Source organism: Falsiroseomonas ponticola, from assembly GCF_016805305.1.
GTDB classification, from domain to species: domain Bacteria; phylum Pseudomonadota; class Alphaproteobacteria; order Acetobacterales; family Acetobacteraceae; genus Falsiroseomonas; species Falsiroseomonas ponticola.
The window spans coordinates 48,894-67,254 of record NZ_JAERQN010000016.1; the positions used below are offsets into that span (position 1 = coordinate 48,894).

The window sequence follows — 18,361 nt, forward strand, 5'->3', positions numbered from 1 at the left end:
CGCCGCGCGTCACTCCCGCGCGGCCCAGTTCATGCCGCGGCGCAGGATGGTGCGCATCGAAGGCACCTCCAGCTCCGCCGCGACATGGCCGAGGGAGGAGTAGAAGACGCGGCCCTTGCCGTGGCGGCGCTTCCAGACCACGGGCATGACATGGCCTGCGATCCAGTCCGCGTGCTCGCCGCTGAAGGTCGTCGTTGCCAGCACCTCGTTGTTCGGATCGACATGCATGTAGTACTGCTCCGACCGGTAGGGGAAATCGCTGATCCCCTGCATGATCGGATCATCGGGCTTCGTGATCTGCACGCTGTAGTCGATGATGTTGCCGGGATGCGCGACCCATTGGCCGCCGACCATGAACTGGTAGCGCACCTCGTTGCGGAAGCTGTCCGCCATCTGGCCGTGGAAGCCCGCGAGCCCCGTGCCGGCGCGAACCGCGTTGGACAGGCCCTCCACCTCCTCCTTCTCGATGGTGGACATGGTCACCATCGGCACGATGAGGTTGAACTCGCCGAGGGCGGGGTCGGTATAGGCTTCCCTGGTGTTTTCCAGCACCACGTCGAAGCCGTCCTCCTTCAGCATCGCGGCCACGATATCCGCGCATTCCTTGGGCTGGTGGCCGGGCCAGCCACCCCAGACGATTAGGGCCTGCTTCGTCATCGCTGCTTCCTCCGGTTCAGTCGAGATCGCCGAGCACGCTGCGCGCGGGCAGGGGGGCGGGCCGCTCACAGCGGCTGTCGATCGGGATGGTGCGGCCTTCGTCGCTGGAACGGCCGAAGGCCTCCATGATCTCCAGCACATGGTAGGCGACATCGCCGTTGCAGCGATGCGGGCGGCCGGTGCGGATGGCGCGCGCCATGTCCGCCAGGCCGAGGATGCGGAAATTGCCATCGGCGAAGCCGTGGGAGAGCGGCATGTCCGCCCAGGCCTCCCGCCGCTTCGCGAGCGAGACGGTGCCACCGAAGCGGTTGGGATCCGGCACGACGATCGTACCCTCCGTCCCGTAGATCTCCATGTTGCCATGGCGGTGCTGCCAGACATCAAAGCTGGTGGTCACCGCGATGACAGCGCCGTTTACGAAATGCAGCAGCCCGGTGACGTGGGTCGGCGTCTCCACCTTGATCACCTCGCCGGTCTTCGGCCCGCTGCCGACGATGCGCTCCGCGAAGCCGCTGGTGGTGGCGCCGGTGACGCGCGCGACGGGGCCCAGCAGGTTGATGAGGTTGGTCAGGTAGTAGGGCCCCATGTCGAACATCGGGCCGCCGCCCGGCGCGTAGTAGAAGGCGGGATCGGGATGCCAATGCTCATGCCCGTGGTTGAGCATGAAGGCGGTGCCCGAGAGCGGCGTGCCGATGGCGCCGTCATCGATCAGCTTGCGCGCGGTCTGGTGCGCGCCGCCGAGGAAGGTGTCCGGCGCGCTGCCGACGCGCAGCCCCGCCGCCGCGGCCGCCTGCAGCAGGGTGCGGCCCTCCGCCGTCGAGGTCGCGAGCGGCTTCTCGGTGTGCACATGCTTGCCCGCGCGGATGGCGGCGAGGCCGACGGGCACATGCGCCTGCGGCGTGGTGAGGTTCAGCACCACCTCGATCGCGGGATCCGCCAGCAGCGCCTCCACCGTCGTGGCGCGTAGGTTGAATTCCGTCGCGCGGCGCTCCGCCTGCTCGGCGTTCATGTCGGCGCAGCAGGTGATGCGCAGTTCGGGAAACTGCGCGGCGGCCCGCAGATAGGCAGCGCTGATATTGCCGCAGCCGATCAGGCCGACGGTGACCGGTTCCATGATTCTCTTCCTCCGTGCCCCGTCATGTCGTGGCGTTCCAGGGGGCTTCGTAGATGCGGCGGAGCATGATGGTGGCGGCGCCGCGCGCCCACATCTCGTCGCCCCAGCTGTGGAACAGGATCTCCGTCCCTTCCTTCAGCGTCGGCAGCATGTTCTCCGCCACCGCTTCCAGCAGCGGATCACGCAGCAGCGCGCCGGCGCGCAGGCCCTCTCCGGTCAGGATGACGCGCGGCGGGTTCAGCAGGTTCACCAGGTTGCTGACGGCGATGCCGATCGCCTGGCCGGCACCGCGGAACAACTCGGCCGCGGCCTCCTCGCCCGCCAGCGCGCGCTGGACCAGGCCCTCGATCCGGTCGGGCGCGTCGTCGCCCTGCGGCAGCAGGCCGGCCTCCTCCGCCATGCGCAGCAGGCCCCAGTCGGAGGCATAGGCATCCAGGCAGCCGCGCAGGCCGCAGCGGCAGGGCAGGCCGCCCGGGACGAGCCTGGTGTGGCCCAGCGCCGGCCCGATGCCATGGGCGCCGCGATAGAGCTTGCCATCGACGATCAGCCCGAGGCCGATCGTGTTCTCCACGGTCACGACGGCGAAGGCCGTGTGATCGCGACCCAGGCCGAACCAGTGTTCCGCGACGGCGACCAGGTTCGCGTCATTCTCCAGGAGCACGGGCACGCCGAGGCGCCGTGATACGGCAGCGGCGAAGGGTGCCGGTGTGCCGCCCAGCACGGGACTCCAGTGGGAGACACCGTCGATGCCGTCGATCACGCCGGGCAGACCCACGCCAACGCCGCTGATACGGTCCATCGCCAGCCCGGCATCGGCCACGCAGCGCCGCACGCCATCCTCCACCAGATCGGCCACCACCTCCGGCGATTGCCGCGCGACGCGGATGGGCAGCACAAGGCTGCTCAGGCTGCCGCCGCGGGCATCGGTGACGGCGATGCCGATGCGGAAGGCCGTGAGCTTGACGCCGACGACGGTGTAGGCGGCGAGATTGAGGCCGAGCAGCACGCGCGGCCGCCCGCGCACGGCATCCCCGCCGGGGGCGACATGGTGGATGTCGATCAGCCCTTCCTCCATCAGCTGCGCCGTGATGGCGGAGACGGAGGCGGGGCTGAGTTCGGTGCGGGCGGCGATCTCCACCCGCGCGATCGGGCCCTCGCGCCGGATGGTGTCGATCACGTGGTAGCGGTTGATCGCCCGCATGAGCTCCGGATCGGCCGTTTTCATGCGGACGTCGTGTTCTCCCAAGGCGGGGAGGATCGGGTGGGGCTGCCGCACAGGTCAAGGTGTTTAATCAGGCAGACAAAAAAAATGAGCGTCGAGATCGTCAGATTGCAGATCATGGTTGACGTGGCCGCTGGCCAATCGTCATCTTTCTACGGAGCCCGAAATAACCAAGCGCCCGAACGGCGCGATGGAGGAAACGATGCGTATGTGGCTGCGCTCGGCCGTCCTATGCACGGCGCTGATGGTCTCCTCGCTTCCCGCCCTCGCCCAGACCACCATCCGATGGTTCATCTCGGAAAGCACGCCCGAGACCACCGTCTGGCAGCGCGACGTGGCGCGACGCTACCAGGAAGCCAACCCGAATGTCCGCTTCAATATCGAGGTGATGTCGGGCGAGCCCTACAAGGCGAAGCTCACGACGTCCCTGCAATCCAACGACCGGCCGCATTTGATCTACACCTGGGGCGGCGGCGTGATGTTCGCGCAGGTCGAGGCCGGCCTGCTGCAGGACATCACGGACCGCATCCGCGGCCCCTGGGCGGACAGCTTGAACCAGGGCGCGGTGGAGGCGCTGAGCTATCGCGGCCGCGTCTATGGCGCGCCGTCGCACCAGACGATGGTGGCGCTGTTCTACAACCGCCGCCTGCTCGCCCAGGCGGGTGTGGAGCCCGAGAGCCTGCGGACCTGGGACGGGATGCTGGAGGCGGTGCGCAAGCTCCGCGCCGCGGGCATCCAGCCCTTCAGCGCCGGCGGGTCTGACAAATGGCCGCTGAACATGATCTGGGCCAGCCTGTCGCTGCGCGTCGGCGGCCGCCAGGCCTTCGAGGCCGCGCTAGCTCGCACCGGCCAGGGCTTCAACGGCCCCGACTTCCTGCGCGCCAGCGAGCTCTTCAAGCAACTGATCGACCTGCAACCCTTCCAGCGCGGCTTCCTCGGCGATACCGCGCCGCAGGCGGCCGGGCAGTTCGGCGATGGCCGCGTGGCGCTTCAGGTCATGGGCAACTGGTTCGTCAACACGCAGCGCACGCAGAGTGCGAACCAGCAGGGCGTGCCGGATGCCGATTTCGGCTGGCTGCCCTTCCCGGAAGTGCCCGGCGGCCGTGCCGCCAGCAACGACGTGGTCGGCGGCGTGAACGGCTTCCTGGTGACGCGCGGCGCGCCGCCGGAGGCGGTGGACTTCCTCCGCTTCTACACCAGCCCCGCCATCCAGCGTGAAGCGGCGGAACGCGGCTTCTTCATCCCGGCTTCCCGCGGCGCTGGCGAGGCGCTTCAGAACCGCACGCTGCGGGAGATCGCGGGCTACCTCTCCCGCGCCGCCTATGTGCAGAACTTCTACGACCAGATGCTTGGCCCGTCGGTCGGCCGCGTGGCCAACGACACCTCCGCCGACCTGGCCGTGGGTCGCATCACGCCGCGCCAGGTCGGCCGGCTGATCCAGGACGCCTGGGAACTGGAGCGGTAAGGAGGAGGCGGGACCGTGAGCGGCGCGAGCACCCTGCCGGCCGACGTCGCACTCGGCACCGCCGAGCGCCGGCGGGGAAGGCGGCGGGCGGCGCTGTCCCGCACCGCGACGGCGGGCGGCTTCCTGCTGCCCGCCACGCTTCTGTTCACCCTTTTCGTCGTGCTGCCGGTGGTGGAGGCGGCCTGGTACAGCTTCTACCGCTGGAACGGCTACGGCACGCCGACGAACTGGGTGGGCTGGCGGAACTACGAATTGCTGTTCAGCAACGCCGTCTTCGCCTCCGCCGCCACCAACACGATGATGGTGGTCGCGGTCTCCCTGTTGCTGCAACTGCCGCTGGCGCTGTGGCTGGCGATGCTGGTGGCGCGCGGCGGGCGCGGCAGCACGATCTTCCGCACCATCTTCTTCCTGCCCTATGTGCTGGGGGAGGTCGCGGCCGGCCTGATCTGGCGCTTCATCTTCGATGGCAATGTCGGGCTGATCGCCGCCGCCGCGCGCGCCCTGGGCTTCGAGCCGCCCTTCCTCCTCGCCGATCCCGACATGGCGATCTACACGATCCTTGCCGTCGTGGTCTGGAAGTACTTCGGCTTCCACATGATGATCTATGTCGCGGGGCTGCAGGACATCCCGCGGGAGTTGAAGGAAGCCGCGGCGATCGACGGTGCCTCGCGCTGGCAGTCCTTCCGCTACGTCATCCTGCCGATGCTGTGGCCGGCGATCCGCATCTCCATCTTCTTTTCCGTCGTCGGATCGCTGCAGCTCTTCGACGTGGTGATGCCGCTGACGGGCGGCGGGCCCTCCAACGCCACGCATACCGTGGTCAGCTTCCAATACACCTTCGGCATCACACGCATGAACATCGGCTTCGGCAGCGCGGTCGGCGTGGTGCTCTTCCTGGTCTGCGTCGGCTTCACGCTGCTCTACCGGCGCTTCGTGCTGCGGGAGCGTGATTGATGCGCGACGAATCGCCGCTGCTCCGCTACCTCTCTTTGCTGCTGGTCGCGGGCTTCGTGCTCGTGCCCCTCCTCACCGTCGCCATCGGCGGTTTCAAGACCATGGGCGAGCTGCGGGTGAACCCCTTCGGCCTGCCGGAATCCTGGTTCCCCGACAACTACCTCTCCTCCCTCTTCAGCCAGCGGCTTTGGCTCTCCCTCGGCAATTCGGTGCTGCTGGCGCTGGGGACGGTGGTGCTGACGCTCATCGTCTCCACCATGGCGGCCTTCGCCTTTGCGCAGATCCATTTCCTTGGAAAGAAGCTGCTCTTCTCCTATTTCCTGATGGGGCTGCTCTTCCCCGCCGCGACGGCCATCCTGCCGCTCTTTATCCGCGTGCGGAATCTCGGCCTGCTCGACACCTATTGGGGCGTCATCCTGCCGCAAACCGCCTTCGGACTCGGCATGGCCATCCTGCTGCTCTGGGGATTCTTCCGGCAATTGCCAGAGGCGCTGTGGGATGCCGCCACCATCGATGGCTGCGGCTATGCGCGCTTCCTCTGGCATGTGGTGCTGCCGCTATCGCGACCGATCCTGGCGACGGTCGCGGTCTTCTCCCTCGTGCATAGCTGGAACAGCTACCTGCTGCCGCTGACGCTGCTGAACTCGTCCCGCTCCTATCCCTGGACGCTCACCATCATGGATTTCGCCGGCGAATACTCCACCGACTGGCCGATGATCCTGGCCTTCATCACCTTGACGCTCGTCCCCGCCGTGGTCTTCTTCCTTGTCGCGCAGAAGCAGATCGTCGCCGGGCTCACGAGCGGTGCCGTGAAGGGCTGATGCCCGACCAAAAGACCGGAGGAAACAACGATATGCGGACCATCAAGGGCCCTGCCATCTTCCTCGCCCAGTTCGCGGGTGACGCCGACCCCTACAACAGCCTGGCCGGCATGGCGCGCTGGGCCGCCGGCCATGGCTACAAGGGCGTGCAGATCCCCTCCTGGGACGGGCGCCTCTTCGACCTCGCCAAGGCCGCGGAGAGCCGCGGCTATTGCGAGGAGGTGCTGGGCATCCTGGGCCAGCACGGCTTGGCGCTGACGGAGCTGTCCACCCATCTCCAGGGCCAGCTTGTCGCCGTGCATCCCGCCTATGACCTCGCCTTCGATGGCTTCGCGGCGCCGGAGGTGCGGGGCAAGCCGCAGGCGCGCCAGGCCTGGGCGGTGGAGCAGATGAAGCTGGCGGCGCGGGCTTCGCGCAACCTCGGCCTGACGGCGCATGCCACCTTCTCCGGCGCGCTCGCCTGGCCCTTCATCTATCCCTGGCCGCAGCGCCCGGCAGGCCTGGTGGAGGCGGCCTTCGACGAACTCGCCGCGCGCTGGCGCCCCATCCTCGATGCCTTCGACGAAGCCGGCGTCGATGTCTGCTACGAGATCCATCCGGGCGAGGACCTGCATGACGGTGCGAGCTTCGAGATGTTCCTCGAGCGCGTCGGCAACCACCCCCGCTGCAACATCCTCTTTGATCCCAGCCATTTCGTGCTGCAGCAGCTCGACTATCTCGACTACATCGACATCTACCACCAGCGCATCCGCGCCTTCCACGCGAAGGACGCTGAGTTCAATCCGACCGGGCGGCAGGGCGTCTATGGCGGCTTCCAGCCCTGGGTGAAGCGGGCGGGCCGCTTCCGGTCCCTGGGCGACGGGCAGGTCGATTTCGCGGCGATCTTCTCCAAGCTCTCGCAATACGGCTACGACGGCTGGGCGGTGCTGGAATGGGAATGCTGCATCAAGGACAGCGAACAGGGCGCCGCGGAAGGCGCGCCCTTCATCGCCAACCACATCATCCAGGTGGCGTCGCGCGCTTTCGATGACTTCGCCGCCAGCGGCGTGGACATGGCGACCAACCGCAAGCTGCTGGGGATCGGCTGAGATGGTGATCGAGGCAGGCAGGGACGGCGCGGCGGGACGGCGGCTGCGCCTCGGTATGGTCGGCGGCGGGCAGGGGGCCTTCATCGGCGCCGTGCACCGCATCGCCGCCCGGCTGGATGACCGGTATGAGCTGGTGGCCGGCGCGCTCTCCTCCGACCCCGATCGCGCCCGCGCCAGCGCCGCCGACCTGCACATCGCGCCCGACCGCGCCTATGCGGATTACGAGGCGATGGCGGAGGCCGAGGCCGCGCGGCCCGATGGCATCGACGTGGTCGCGATCGTCACGCCAAACCACCGGCATGCCGGGCCCGTGCAGGCCTTCGCGCGGCGCGGCATCCATGTGATCTGCGACAAGCCGCTGACGCATCGGCTGGAGGATGCGGAAGCGCTGGCTGCGATGCTGGCGCGCACCGACGTCATCTTCGGCCTGACGCACAACTACACGGGCTATCCCCTGGTGCGGCAGGCGCGGGAGATGGTGGCGCAAGGTGACCTCGGCGCGCTGCGTGTCGTGCAGGTGGAATATCCGCAGGACTGGCTGACCACGCGGCTGGAGGAGACCGGCCAGAAGCAGGCGGCCTGGCGGACCGATCCCGAACGGTCGGGCGCCGCGGGCTGCGCCGGCGATATCGGCACCCATGCCTTCAACCTGGCCGAATTCGTCACCGGGCTTCGCTGCGAAAGCCTGGCAGCCGAACTCACCCGCTTCGTGCCGGGCCGGCAGCTCGACGACAACGCCCACATGATGCTGCGCTTCGCCGGCGGCGCGCGGGGCATGCTGTGGTCGTCGCAGGTCGCGCCGGGCAACGAGAACGGCCTGAAGCTCCGCGTCTATGGGGAGAAGGGCGGGCTGGAGTGGCACCAGGAACAGCCCAACACGCTGCGCCACACGCCCTTCGGCGAACCGTCCCGGCTGATCAGCCGCTCCGGCGCCGGTTCCTCCGCCGTGGCCGGCCATGCCAGCCGCATCCCGGCCGGGCATCCCGAGGGCTATCTGGAAGGCTTCGCGCAGCTCTACCGCGACCTGGCGGAGCAGATCACGGCCCGGATCGACGGGCGCGACCCCGACCCTGCCTGCCTGCTGGTGCCCGGCATCGCGGAGGGGCTGCGCGGCATGCGGTTCATCGCGGCCGCGGTGGCTTCGAGCCAGCGCGACGCCGCCTGGACGGACATTCCCGCCTGATGCATCTCGGCCTCGATCTCGGCACCTCCGGCGTGAAGGCCGTGCTGACCGGCGCGGCGGGGGAGGTGCTGGCCCAGGCGACGGCGCCACTCAGCCTGTCCAATCCGCATCCGTTGTGGAGCGAGCAGGACCCTCGCGACTGGTGGGACGCGACCGTCGCCGCCATCGCCGCGCTGCGCGGGCAGCGGGACCTGTCCGGCCTGCGCGGCATCGGTATCGCGGGCCAGATGCATGGCGCCGTGCTGCTGGACGGGGCGGAGCAGGTGCTGCGCCCCGCCATCCTGTGGAATGACGGGCGCAGCCACGCGGAATGCCGGGCGCTGGAGGCGGCGGAGCCGCGGTCCCGCGCCATCACCGGCAACCTCGCCATGCCGGGCTTCACCGCGCCCAAGCTGCTCTGGGTACGGCACCATGAGCCCGAAATCTTCGCCCGCACGCGCCGCGTTCTGCTGCCCAAGGACTGGCTGCGCCTGCGCCTGACCGGGGAGGCGGTGTCGGAGATGTCGGACGCCGCCGGCACGCTGTGGCTCGACGTGGCGGCAAGGCGCTGGTCTCCCGAGATGCTGGCGGCGACGGGGCTCGACCTTTCCCACATGCCGCGTCTGGTGGAGGGCACGGAGGTCGCCGGCCGGCTGCGCGCCGATGTCGCGGCGCAACTCGGCCTGCCGGCGGGCATCCCGGTGGCGGGCGGCGCCGGGGACAATGCCGGCGGCGCGGTCGGCATCGGCTGCGTGGCGCCCGGCGATGCCTTCGTCTCGCTCGGCACCTCCGGCGTCGTCTTCGTCAGCGACAAGGGCTTCCTGCCCGACCCCGAACGCGCCGTGCACGCCTTCTGCCACTGTCTGCCGGATACCTGGCACCGCATGTCGGTCATCCTCTCCGCCGCCGCCTCCCTCGCCTGGCTGGCGCGGGCCACGGCCACGCCGGAAGCGGCGCTGCTGGCGGAGATGGAAGGGGAGGGGCTGCGCGCCGAAGGGCGTCTTGTCTTCCTGCCCTACCTCTCCGGGGAGAGGACGCCGCACAACGACGCCGCCGCCACGGGCACCTTCTTCGGCCTGCATGGCAGCACCAGCCGCGCAGACCTGACCCGCGCGGTGCTGGAAGGCGTCGCCTTCGCGCTGGCCGATGGGGTGGAGGCACTGGAGGCCGCGGGACCGCGCATCCCGTCGCTGACCGCGATCGGCGGCGGCGCGCGCAGCGCCGCCTGGCTCCGCATCCTCGCCGCCACGCTCGGCCGGCCGATCCTGGCGACGGCGGGGGCGGAGGTCGGGCCCGCCCTCGGCGCCGCAAGGCTGGCGCGCATCGCCTGCGGCGACGGCACGGTGGCGGAGACCTGCGTGAAGCCGCCCGTCGCCGCCTGCCACGAAGCGGATCCCGCGCTCGCCGCCTCGCTTCTCAACCGGCGCGAGGCATACCGACGCCTCTATCCGGCGCTGCGTGACGTTTTCGCCGACACCGCCCGCATGGAACAGCCCGCATGAGCACCGCCTTCGACCACCTGCCGCACCTCCGCTACGCCGGCCCGGACGCCACGGGGCCCTTCGCGCTGCGGCACTACGATGCCAGCCGCGTCGTGCTGGGCCGCACCATGGCGGAATGGCTGCGCCCCTCCGTCGCCTATTGGCATTCCTTCGTCGGCACCGGCGCCGATCCCTTCGGCGCGCCGACCATGGACCGCCCCTGGTTCGGCGCATCCGATCCGATGGAAGGCGCGCGCATGAAGGCCGAGGCGGCCTTCGCCTTCATGGAGCGCCTCGGCCTGCCCTTCTTCTGCTTCCACGACCGGGACGTGGCGCCGGAGGGGGCCACGCTGCGGGAGAGCAACGCCAACCTCGACCGGATGCTGGAGGTGGTGCAGACTCACATGGCCCGCACCGGCATCGCGCTGCTCTGGGGCACGGCCAACCTCTTCAGCCATCCCCGCTACATGGCCGGCGCCGCCACCAACCCGGACCCCGAGGTCTTTGCCTTCGCCGCCGGCCAGGTGAAGCATGTGCTGGAGGCGACGCACCGCCTGGGCGGTGCCAACTACGTGCTCTGGGGCGGTCGCGAAGGCTACGATACGCTGCTCAACACCGACCTGGCGCGGGAGGATGCGCAACTCGGACGCTTCCTCAACCTCGTCGTCGATCACAAGCACCGGATCGGCTTCAAGGGCACCATCCTGATCGAGCCCAAGCCCATGGAGCCCACCAAGCACCAATACGACCGCGATGTCGCGACGGTGTACGGCTTCCTCGCCCGGCACGGCCTGGCGAAGGAGGTGAAGGTGAACATCGAGGCCAACCACGCGACACTCGCCGGCCACAGCTTCGAGCATGAGATCGCAACCGCCGCCGCGCTCGGCATCCTCGGCTCGCTCGACATGAACCGGGGCGATCCGCAGAATGGCTGGGACACCGACCAGTTCCCGAACAATGCGCAGGATTTGTCGCTGGCGATGCTGGAGGTGGTTCGCGCCGGCGGCCTCGGCACGGGCGGCATCAACTTCGACGCCAAGATCAGGCGCCAGAGCATCGACGCCGAGGATTTGATGCACGCCCATGCCGGCGGCCTCGATTGCTGCGCGCGCGCCCTGCTGATCGCTGAACGCATCGTGCAGGACGGCACGCTCGACCGGCTGCGGGCCGAACGCTACGCGGGCTGGGATGCGCCGACGGGGCGGGCGATCCTGGAAGGCCGCATGGGGCTCGATGCGCTGGCGGCGCATGCAGAAGCCGGTGGCGCCGGCCCCGCGCCCCGCAGCGGCCGCCAGGAAGCGCTGGAAAACCTGGCCGCGCGCTTCGCCTGATTGCATCCTCCGCGCCGGAGGAGTCGTGAATGGCACGGCGGATCGAGCTTCTCGTCGGCGCGGCCATCGGCCTTGGCATGACCGCCCGCGCCGCGGCCGATGGCGGCGCGGATTTCCTGCTGGCGCTGAGCGCCGGGCGGCTGCGCGTCATGGGCGCGCCGTCGCTCGCCGCGATGCTGCCGATCCGCGACAGCAACGCCTTCACCGATGATTTCGCGCGCAGCGAGATCCTGGACCGCGTCGCCATCCCCGTCTTCTTCGGCGCCGCCGCCTGCGACCCGCGCATGTCGGTGGAGGCGCTGCTCGGCCGTATCCGGGATGCGGGCTACCAGGGTGTGGCGAACTTCCCCACCGCCATCCACCACGACGGTGCCTTCCGCGCGGCGCTGGAACAGGCCGGTCTCGGCTTCGGGCGGGAGGTCGAGCTGATCCGCGCCGCGCCGCGCTTCGGGCTCGCGACGCTCGGCTATGCCAAGACCCGGGCGGAGGCGGATGCGCTGGTGGATGCCGGGGTGGGCCGGCTCTGCCTCAACTTCGGCTGGAATTCCGGCGGCAGCCAGGGCGTGCCGAGCGGCGTGCCGATCGACCAGGCGGCGGAACGCGCCAGGCGGGTCTTCGCCCATGTCCGCCGCCGGGCGCCGGGCACGCTCTGCTTCGTCGAAGGCGGGCCGATCGTGGGGCCGGGCCACCTGATGCAGGTCTGCGATGCGTCCCGCGCCGATGGCTATGTCGGCGGATCGACGCTCGACCGGCTGCCGCTCGAGATGTCGGTGATGCAAACGACCTCCGCCTTCAAGACGGCCACGTTGCTGCGCGACGAACCGGCGGGGGAGGCGGAGCGACTGCCGGGGCTGGCCGGGCGATCCCAGGCCATGCGGCAGCTGGCCGCGCGGGTGGCGCGGCTGGTCGCCACCGACCTGCCCATCCTGGTGGAGGGCGAGCCCGGATCGGGGCGGACGACCGTCGCCCGCGCGATCCACCAGGGCAGCCGCCGCGCCGGGCCGCTGACGCTGCTCGACGCGCGGGAGAATATCGGCCCGCGGCTGTTCGGCGGCGGCGGGCCCGCCGCGCTGCTGGCGCTGCGCCACAGCACGGTCGTGGTGGAGAACGCCGATGCGCTGCCGCCGACGCTGCGGACGCAGCTGGCGGACTGGATCGAGCGCGGCACCTTCGAACGCTTCGCCAAGCCCGGCGAGCGTGTGCCCCGCGCAAGGCTGGTGCTGACCCATCCCCCGGGCGGAGAGGCGCTGGCGCGCTCCCTCTCCGCCCAGCGCCTGGTGGTGCCCCCGCTGCGGGAGCGGCTGGACGACCTGCCGCTGCTGGCCAGGGCCATGCTGCGTGGCCTGCATCGCGGATCGGGGGAGCTGGACCCCGGCGTGCTGCGCTTCCTCATGGCCCGCAGCTGGCCCGGCAACCTGCGCGAGCTGGCCCATGTGCTGACCCGTGCCGCGACCGAGGCGCCGGGCGGGCGAATCACGCTGGCGGCGCTGGAGGCGCAGCTGGGGCCGGCCAGCGCGGTCTCGGCGCCATCACCGACGGATGAGCGGAGCTGGATCCTGGACGCGCTGCGGCGCCACCGCTTCCGGCGAGGAGAGACCGCGGCCTTCCTCGGCATCGGCCGCAAGACGCTCTACAACCGGATGCGGCGCCTCGGCATCGAGACCTGACCGCTGGCGGTGGCCGCCCAGGCCAGCGCCTCCCCGCCCTCGATCGCGACATGGCCGGCAAGGTCGGCCCACCATGCCTGCGGGTCGGGCGGCGGCAAGAGGCCCGGATGCAGCAGGATGCGCCGGTGGCCGGCGGCGAGCGCGGCATCGGCGCCGCGGCGCGTGACGGCGCAGGCGATGGTGGCGAAGCCGGCCTCCCCCAGCCGCTGGAGGAGACGGAACTCGGCCTCTGCCCGGTAGCCGACGGCGGCGAGCGCGGCCGCGGTCTCCCCCTCGAACAGCTGCACCGTCGGGTAGTTGACCACGGCGGTGATGCCCGCCTGGCGCAGCGCCGCCACCATGTCCGCGAGGCGGAGGAAGGGGTCGCAGGCGAAGAGGCCGGCGATGGGCGGCGCGCTGCGGAAGGGGCGCCTGGCCTGCAGCGCGGCGCGGAGCGCGCCGTTGATGTCCAGCACGGGCAGCAGCGCGACCAGGGGCCAGCTCTCCGGCGGGAAGGGCTCCAGCGCGGGCAGAAAGACGCTGCGGGCGCGCCGCTGCGGGCTCAAGGCGTCGAGCCGGGCCTCAGGTTGAAGGACGGTGGGGTGCGGGGGCATGACCCAATCTTACCCAATATTGCCGCTCTGTCATCTTGCGGCCCCGCCCGCCCGGCCGCCATGGTGCCCCCCGAAAGCGGCGCGATGACGCCGCCCGGGGAGGATCGGTCGAGGGCATGGATCTCGCGGCGACCATCGTGCTGAACGGGCTGACGCTCGCCGCGCTGTACTTCGTAGTGGCCAGCGGCTTCTCGCTCATCTTCGGGCTCATGCGCGTGGTGAACATGGCGCATGGCGCGATGTATCTCGTGGCGGGCTATGTCGGCTACGCGGTCTTCGAACCGCTCTATGACCGCGATGTCTGGTACGCCTGGTATGCCGGCCTCGCCGCCGGCGTCGCCTTCGCGGCCGTCTTCGGCGCGGCGGTGCAGGTGGCGCTGCTCGGCTGGATGCAGGGGCAGGAGCTGCGGCAGGCGTTGGTCACGATCGGCCTGTCCATCATCGTGGCCGACCAGCTCCTCGCCTTCTATGGCGGCACGCCGCGGCAGTTCTTCGCCCCCGATGCGATCTTCGGCGCGACGCAGCTGCCGGGCATCGGCGGCTACCCGACCTTCCGCCTGGTGCAGATCGGCGTCGCGGTCGCGGTCGGCATCGGGCTCTGGCTGCTGCTGAACCGGACGCGGCTTGGCATCATGATCCGCGCCGGCGTGGATGACCGGCAGATGCTCGGCGCCTGCGGGGTCAATGTGCCGCTGGTCGGCATCGCGGTCTTCGCCCTGGGCGCGGCGCTGGCGGGGCTCGGCGGCGTCATCGGCGCCACGGCGCAGCCGCTGGCCATGGGGGCGGATGGGCGCTTCCTGCTGATCTCCCTCGTGGTGGTGATCGTGGGCGGCATGGGCAGCGTCACCGGTACGGCGGTGGGTGCCGTGCTGATCGGCCTCGCGGAGCAGATCGGCCAGGCGCTGTTCCCGACCTATTCGGTGATCCTGACCTTCGTCATCATGGTCGCCGTGCTGGCGCTGCGGCCGCAGGGGATCCTGGGCCGTGCATAGGCGCGCGATACCTGCCACGCTGGTCGTGTTGGCGTTGCTGCTGGCGCTGCCCTGGCTGCTGCCGCAATTCATGCCGGCGAACCAGGCGCAGTTCTGGACGGCGAACATCCTCGGCCGCGCCATCGTCTTCGGCATCATCGCGATGTCGCTCACCTTCCTCGCGACCTATGGCGGCTTCATCTCGCTCGCGCAGATGATGATCGCGGGTGTCGCGGGCTACACGCTGGCGATCTTCGTGGAGGGTGCCTTGCCGCGGATCGTCGGTGGCTGGGGCTACGCCGCGGCCATCCCGCTCAGCCTGCTGGCCGCCACGGTGATGGGGCTGGTGGTTGGCGCCATCAGCGTCCGCACGCGCGACATCTACCTGCTGATGATCACGCTGGCGCTCGCCATGGGCGTGTTCCGCTTCATCGAGACGAACATCGCCTGGTTCAACGGCTATGAGGGCATCCGCAACGTCGTCGGCCCGACGGTCTTCGGCCTCGATTTCCGCAATGCCTTCGTCTTCTACCACATCGCGCTCGGCACGGCGGCGGCGCTGTTCCTCGGCGTGCTCTACCTCGTGAAGACGCCCTTCGGCTTGGTGCTGCAGGGGATCCGGGACAATCCGCGCCGCGTCGCGGCGCTCGGCTATTCCGTCGGGCTCCACCGCATCGCCGCCTTCGGCGTGGCGGGCTTCATCGCGGGCTGCGGTGGCGTGCTGTCCACCATCTACAACATCGGCATCTCGCCGGGCACGATCGGGCTCGGCGCGACGGTGAACATCCTGATCATGAGCGTCGTGGGCGGCCTCGGCCATCCCGCCGGCGCCTTCATCGGATCGCTGATCTTCACCGTCTTCGACACCTTCGCGGCCACGATCTACGACCGCGACCGCTTCAACACCCTCATCGGCCTCGTCTTCCTCGTGATCGTGCTGGTCTCGCCCGATGGCGCGATCGGCATCGGCACGAAGCTGCGCCGGCTGCTGGGGGCGGGGCGGGGCCACACGGGCGGGGTCCAAGGAGCCCGCGCGCCACGTCAACAAGCAGGAGAGGAAACGACGCCATGACCACCATGATCACCCGCCGTGCCGCGCTGCTGGGCGGCGCGGGCCTTGCCGCCGGCAGCCTGGCACTGCCCGCCATCGCGCAGAACGCGCCCATCCGCATCGGCGGGCTGACCACGCTGGAAGGCCCCTTCGCCACCGGCGGGCAGGATGCCTTCCGCTGCGTGCAGATGGAGCTGGAGCGCATCAACCACACGGTCGGCGGCCGGCGCATCGAGTTCATCCGCGAAAGCTCCAACGCCCAGGCCGACGTTGCCCTGGCGCGCGCGCGCAAGCTGATCGAACAGGACAACGTCGATATCATCCTCGGCCCGCTTTCGGGCGCGGAGGGCATTGCGCTGCGCGACTTCTCCCGCACCCTGACGGGGAAGACGATCGTCAACGGGTCTTCGGGCGCTTCGGATACGACGCTGCGCAACCCCTCGCCCAACTTCTTCCGCTTCTCCACCGATGGCACGCAGTGGATGGCGGGGCTCGGCCGGCATATCCACGGCATGGGCATCCGGGAAGTCGCCATCACCGCGGGCGACTACGCCTTCCCCTACGCGCAGGTCTTCGGCTTCAACCTGGAATTCTGCCGCCTGGGCGGGCGCGTGACGCAGTACTGGGCGCCGCTCGGCACCACCGACTTCACCTCCCAGATCGCGCAGATCAACCGGTCCAATGCCGGCGCCATCGTCATCGTCCATGGTGGCACGGACGGGCTTGCCTTCATGACGCAATACGCGCAGGCCGGCGGCAGCAAGCCGCTGGTGGGCGGGTCGATCATGGCGGACCAGACCATGCTCTCCGCCCGCGGGCCGCATCGCCGCGTGATGATGGGCATGCTCTCCGGCGGCCCCATCGCCGACATCATCGATGATCCCACCTGGAACGACTTCGTCGCGCGCTACCGCCGCCGCTGGGCGAATGAGGGCGGCTTCGCGTCCCCCTCCATCCACGGCGTCAACTACGTCACGAACCTCTACGGCATCCTGGCCGGCCTGCGCGCGACGAATGGCGACCTCTCCGGCAACCAGGCCGCGTTCCAGCGTGCCATGGCGGCGGCGGAGGTCACGGCGCCGACGGGTGCCGCGGTCAAGCTCGACCACAATCGCCAGGCCATCTCCGACATCTTCCTGAACCGGATCGAGGAGCGTGGCGGCAGCGCCGTGGTGGTGGCCTTCGACCGGGCGCGGGCGGTCAACCAGACGCTCGGCATGCCGGAGGCGCAGTTCCTCGGCCTCGGCTCGCCGTCGCGCGACAATGCGGGCTGCGTGGCCTGACCGTGATGCCGAAGGCTGGCGCTGAACGACCGACGGAATCGCCGTGACCCATCCGGCCATCCGCCTGCGCGGCGTCAGCCGTCGCTTCGGCGCGCTGCAAGCCCTGCGTGACGTCAGCTTCGACGTCATGCCGGGTGAGCGGCGCGCCGTTCTTGGCCCGAACGGCGCGGGCAAGACGACGCTGTTCAACACGATCTGTGGCGACTTTCCGCCGACGTCCGGCAGCATCGCGCTGTTCGACAAGGACATCACGAAGCTGCGCCCGCATGAGCGCACGCGGCTCGGCATCGGGCGCACCTACCAGACCTCGCTGCTGTTCAACGGGCTCAGCGTGCTGGAGAACCTGTTCATCGCGGTGCGCGGCCTGAGGCCCAACCGCTTCTCCTTCCTTCGCCCGTCAGCCGGTGATGCCGCGATGGCGAAGGCGCGGGAATTGGCGGACCGCATGCGCCTGACGCATCTGCTGGATGCGGAGGTGGTGAATCTGAGCCATGGCCAGCGGCGGCAGCTGGAGGTCGGGATGGCGATGGCCGGCGACCCCCGCGTGCTGATGCTGGACGAGCCCGCTGCCGGCCTTTCCCCGGGCGATCGGCCGGAGCTGCTCCGGCTGCTGCGGGAATTGCCGCGTACGCTGACGCTGATCCTCATCGAGCACGACATGGATATCGCGCTGCCCGCCGCGGACATCGTCACGGTGATGAAGGACGGGGAGGTGGTGGTGGAAGCGCCCCCCGACCGGATCGAGGACGATCCCGTGGTGCAGGCCATCTACCTCGGGGGCGGGCATTGATGCTGGCGGTCCGCGATCTTCATGTGCGCTTCGGCCAGGCGCATATCCTGCAAGGCGTGGCGCTGTCGGTCGGCGCGCAGCCGATGGCGATCGTCGGCCGCAACGGGATGGGGAAGACCACGCTCTGCCAGGCGGTGATGGGCCTGGTCGGCACCGCGGCGGGCGAGATCACGCTGGACGGCCAGAGGCTGAACGGATTGGCCCCCTTCCGCATCGCGCGGCGCGGCATCGCGCTGGTACCGCAGGGGCGTCGCACCTGGCCGTCCCTGTCCGTGCATGAGCATCTGCGCCTGGTGGCGGTGCGCGGCGCGCGCTGGGATATCGATCGCGTCTACGCGACCTTTCCCCGCCTGGCGGAGCGCCGGCGCAACGGCGGCACGGAGCTGTCGGGCGGCGAGCAGCAGATGCTGGCCATCGCCCGCGCGCTGCTGATGAACCCGAAGCTCGTCATCATGGACGAGCCGAGCGAGGGCCTGGCGCCCGTGATCGTGGAGCAGTTGATCGGCCTGCTGCGCGGCCTGCCGGCTGATGGCATGGGCCTGCTGCTGGTGGAGCAGAACCTGCGCGTGGCGACGGCGGTGGCGGAGGAAGTCGCGATCATGGTGACGGGGCGCATCGCCGCGACGATGCCGGCCCGCCACCTGGCGGAGGATACGGAGCTGCAGCGCCGCTACCTCGGCGTCGCAGCCGGCGGACATTGACGGAGGACGG

The 18,361-nt window shown here is 70.0% G+C and carries 17 protein-coding genes; 13 read left to right on the forward strand and 4 right to left on the reverse strand.

Going from position 1 to position 18,361, the window contains the following annotated elements:
- Window positions 1–9 precede the first annotated feature (9 nt).
- The 3 genes from JJI54_RS29355 to JJI54_RS29365 are packed head-to-tail and all read right to left on the reverse strand — an operon-like array spanning window position 10 to window position 2,996.
- Window positions 10–657 (reverse strand): ThuA domain-containing protein, encoded by a 648-nt coding sequence (locus JJI54_RS29355; RefSeq protein WP_203076992.1) that lies wholly within the window; start codon window positions 655–657, stop codon window positions 10–12.
- Window positions 658–673: 16 nt separating this feature from the next.
- Complete coding sequence (locus JJI54_RS29360) at window positions 674–1,771, reverse strand: Gfo/Idh/MocA family protein (protein WP_203076993.1); 1,098 nt, start codon at window positions 1,769–1,771, stop codon at window positions 674–676.
- Window positions 1,772–1,793: 22 nt separating this feature from the next.
- The gene (locus JJI54_RS29365) at window positions 1,794–2,996 is read right to left on the reverse strand and encodes an ROK family transcriptional regulator (RefSeq protein WP_203076994.1); all 1,203 of its coding nucleotides are present in this window, start codon (window positions 2,994–2,996) and stop codon (window positions 1,794–1,796) included.
- Between the two features lie 199 nt (window positions 2,997–3,195).
- Here JJI54_RS29365 and JJI54_RS29370 point away from each other — a divergent pair, with 199 nt between their 5' ends.
- From JJI54_RS29370 to JJI54_RS29405, 8 genes are read left to right on the forward strand one after another with little or no spacing between them, the layout of a single operon-like run.
- Complete coding sequence (locus tag JJI54_RS29370) at window positions 3,196–4,458, forward strand: ABC transporter substrate-binding protein (RefSeq protein ID WP_203076995.1); 1,263 nt, start codon at window positions 3,196–3,198, stop codon at window positions 4,456–4,458.
- Between the two features lie 15 nt (window positions 4,459–4,473).
- A complete protein-coding gene (locus JJI54_RS29375; protein WP_203076996.1) occupies window positions 4,474–5,412 on the forward strand; it encodes a carbohydrate ABC transporter permease in 939 nt (312 codons plus the stop codon).
- A complete protein-coding gene (locus tag JJI54_RS29380) occupies window positions 5,412–6,233 on the forward strand; it encodes a carbohydrate ABC transporter permease (RefSeq protein WP_203076997.1) in 822 nt (273 codons plus the stop codon). Before JJI54_RS29375 ends, JJI54_RS29380 begins: the two co-directional genes overlap by 1 nt.
- Before the next feature lie 32 nt (window positions 6,234–6,265).
- Complete coding sequence (locus tag JJI54_RS29385; RefSeq protein WP_203076998.1) at window positions 6,266–7,321, forward strand: sugar phosphate isomerase/epimerase family protein; 1,056 nt, start codon at window positions 6,266–6,268, stop codon at window positions 7,319–7,321.
- A gap of 1 nt (window position 7,322) precedes the next feature.
- Window positions 7,323–8,504: a Gfo/Idh/MocA family protein gene (locus tag JJI54_RS29390; RefSeq protein WP_226382226.1), complete on the forward strand. Its 1,182-nt coding sequence runs from the start codon at window positions 7,323–7,325 to the stop codon at window positions 8,502–8,504.
- Window positions 8,504–9,985, forward strand: a complete 1,482-nt coding sequence (xylB, locus tag JJI54_RS29395) for a xylulokinase (protein ID WP_203076999.1) — start codon at window positions 8,504–8,506, stop codon at window positions 9,983–9,985. The genes JJI54_RS29390 and xylB overlap by 1 nt, the downstream gene beginning before the upstream one ends.
- Window positions 9,982–11,295: a xylose isomerase gene (gene xylA / locus JJI54_RS29400; protein WP_203077000.1), complete on the forward strand. Its 1,314-nt coding sequence runs from the start codon at window positions 9,982–9,984 to the stop codon at window positions 11,293–11,295. Before xylB ends, xylA begins: the two co-directional genes overlap by 4 nt.
- A 29-nt stretch (window positions 11,296–11,324) precedes the next feature.
- Window positions 11,325–12,962 carry a phosphoenolpyruvate hydrolase family protein gene (locus JJI54_RS29405; RefSeq protein ID WP_203077001.1) on the forward strand — a complete coding sequence of 546 codons (1,638 nt, stop codon included), beginning with the start codon at window positions 11,325–11,327 and terminating at the stop codon, window positions 12,960–12,962.
- Here the strand turns inward: JJI54_RS29405 and JJI54_RS29410 are convergent.
- On the reverse strand, window positions 12,926–13,507 hold the full coding sequence (locus JJI54_RS29410; protein WP_203077002.1) for a phosphoenolpyruvate hydrolase family protein: 582 nt from the start codon (window positions 13,505–13,507) through the stop codon (window positions 12,926–12,928). The genes JJI54_RS29405 and JJI54_RS29410 overlap by 37 nt on opposite strands.
- 164 nt (window positions 13,508–13,671) lie before the next feature.
- Here JJI54_RS29410 and JJI54_RS29415 point away from each other — a divergent pair, with 164 nt between their 5' ends.
- Genes JJI54_RS29415 through JJI54_RS29435 form a run of 5 tightly spaced genes read left to right on the forward strand, consistent with a single transcriptional unit; the run spans window position 13,672 to window position 18,351 of the window.
- The gene (locus JJI54_RS29415) at window positions 13,672–14,547 is read left to right on the forward strand and encodes a branched-chain amino acid ABC transporter permease (RefSeq protein WP_203077003.1); all 876 of its coding nucleotides are present in this window, start codon (window positions 13,672–13,674) and stop codon (window positions 14,545–14,547) included.
- Entirely contained in the window at window positions 14,540–15,598 is a 1,059-nt protein-coding gene (locus JJI54_RS29420) for a branched-chain amino acid ABC transporter permease (protein ID WP_318987609.1), read from the forward strand. Before JJI54_RS29415 ends, JJI54_RS29420 begins: the two co-directional genes overlap by 8 nt.
- Window positions 15,595–16,860, forward strand: a complete 1,266-nt coding sequence (locus JJI54_RS29425) for an ABC transporter substrate-binding protein (RefSeq protein WP_203077004.1) — start codon at window positions 15,595–15,597, stop codon at window positions 16,858–16,860. The genes JJI54_RS29420 and JJI54_RS29425 overlap by 4 nt, the downstream gene beginning before the upstream one ends.
- Before the next feature lie 43 nt (window positions 16,861–16,903).
- Window positions 16,904–17,650, forward strand: coding sequence for an ABC transporter ATP-binding protein (locus tag JJI54_RS29430; protein WP_203077005.1), 747 nt, complete (start codon window positions 16,904–16,906; stop codon window positions 17,648–17,650).
- Window positions 17,650–18,351: an ABC transporter ATP-binding protein gene (locus JJI54_RS29435; RefSeq protein WP_203077006.1), complete on the forward strand. Its 702-nt coding sequence runs from the start codon at window positions 17,650–17,652 to the stop codon at window positions 18,349–18,351. The genes JJI54_RS29430 and JJI54_RS29435 overlap by 1 nt, the downstream gene beginning before the upstream one ends.
- Window positions 18,352–18,361: the final 10 nt, after the last annotated feature.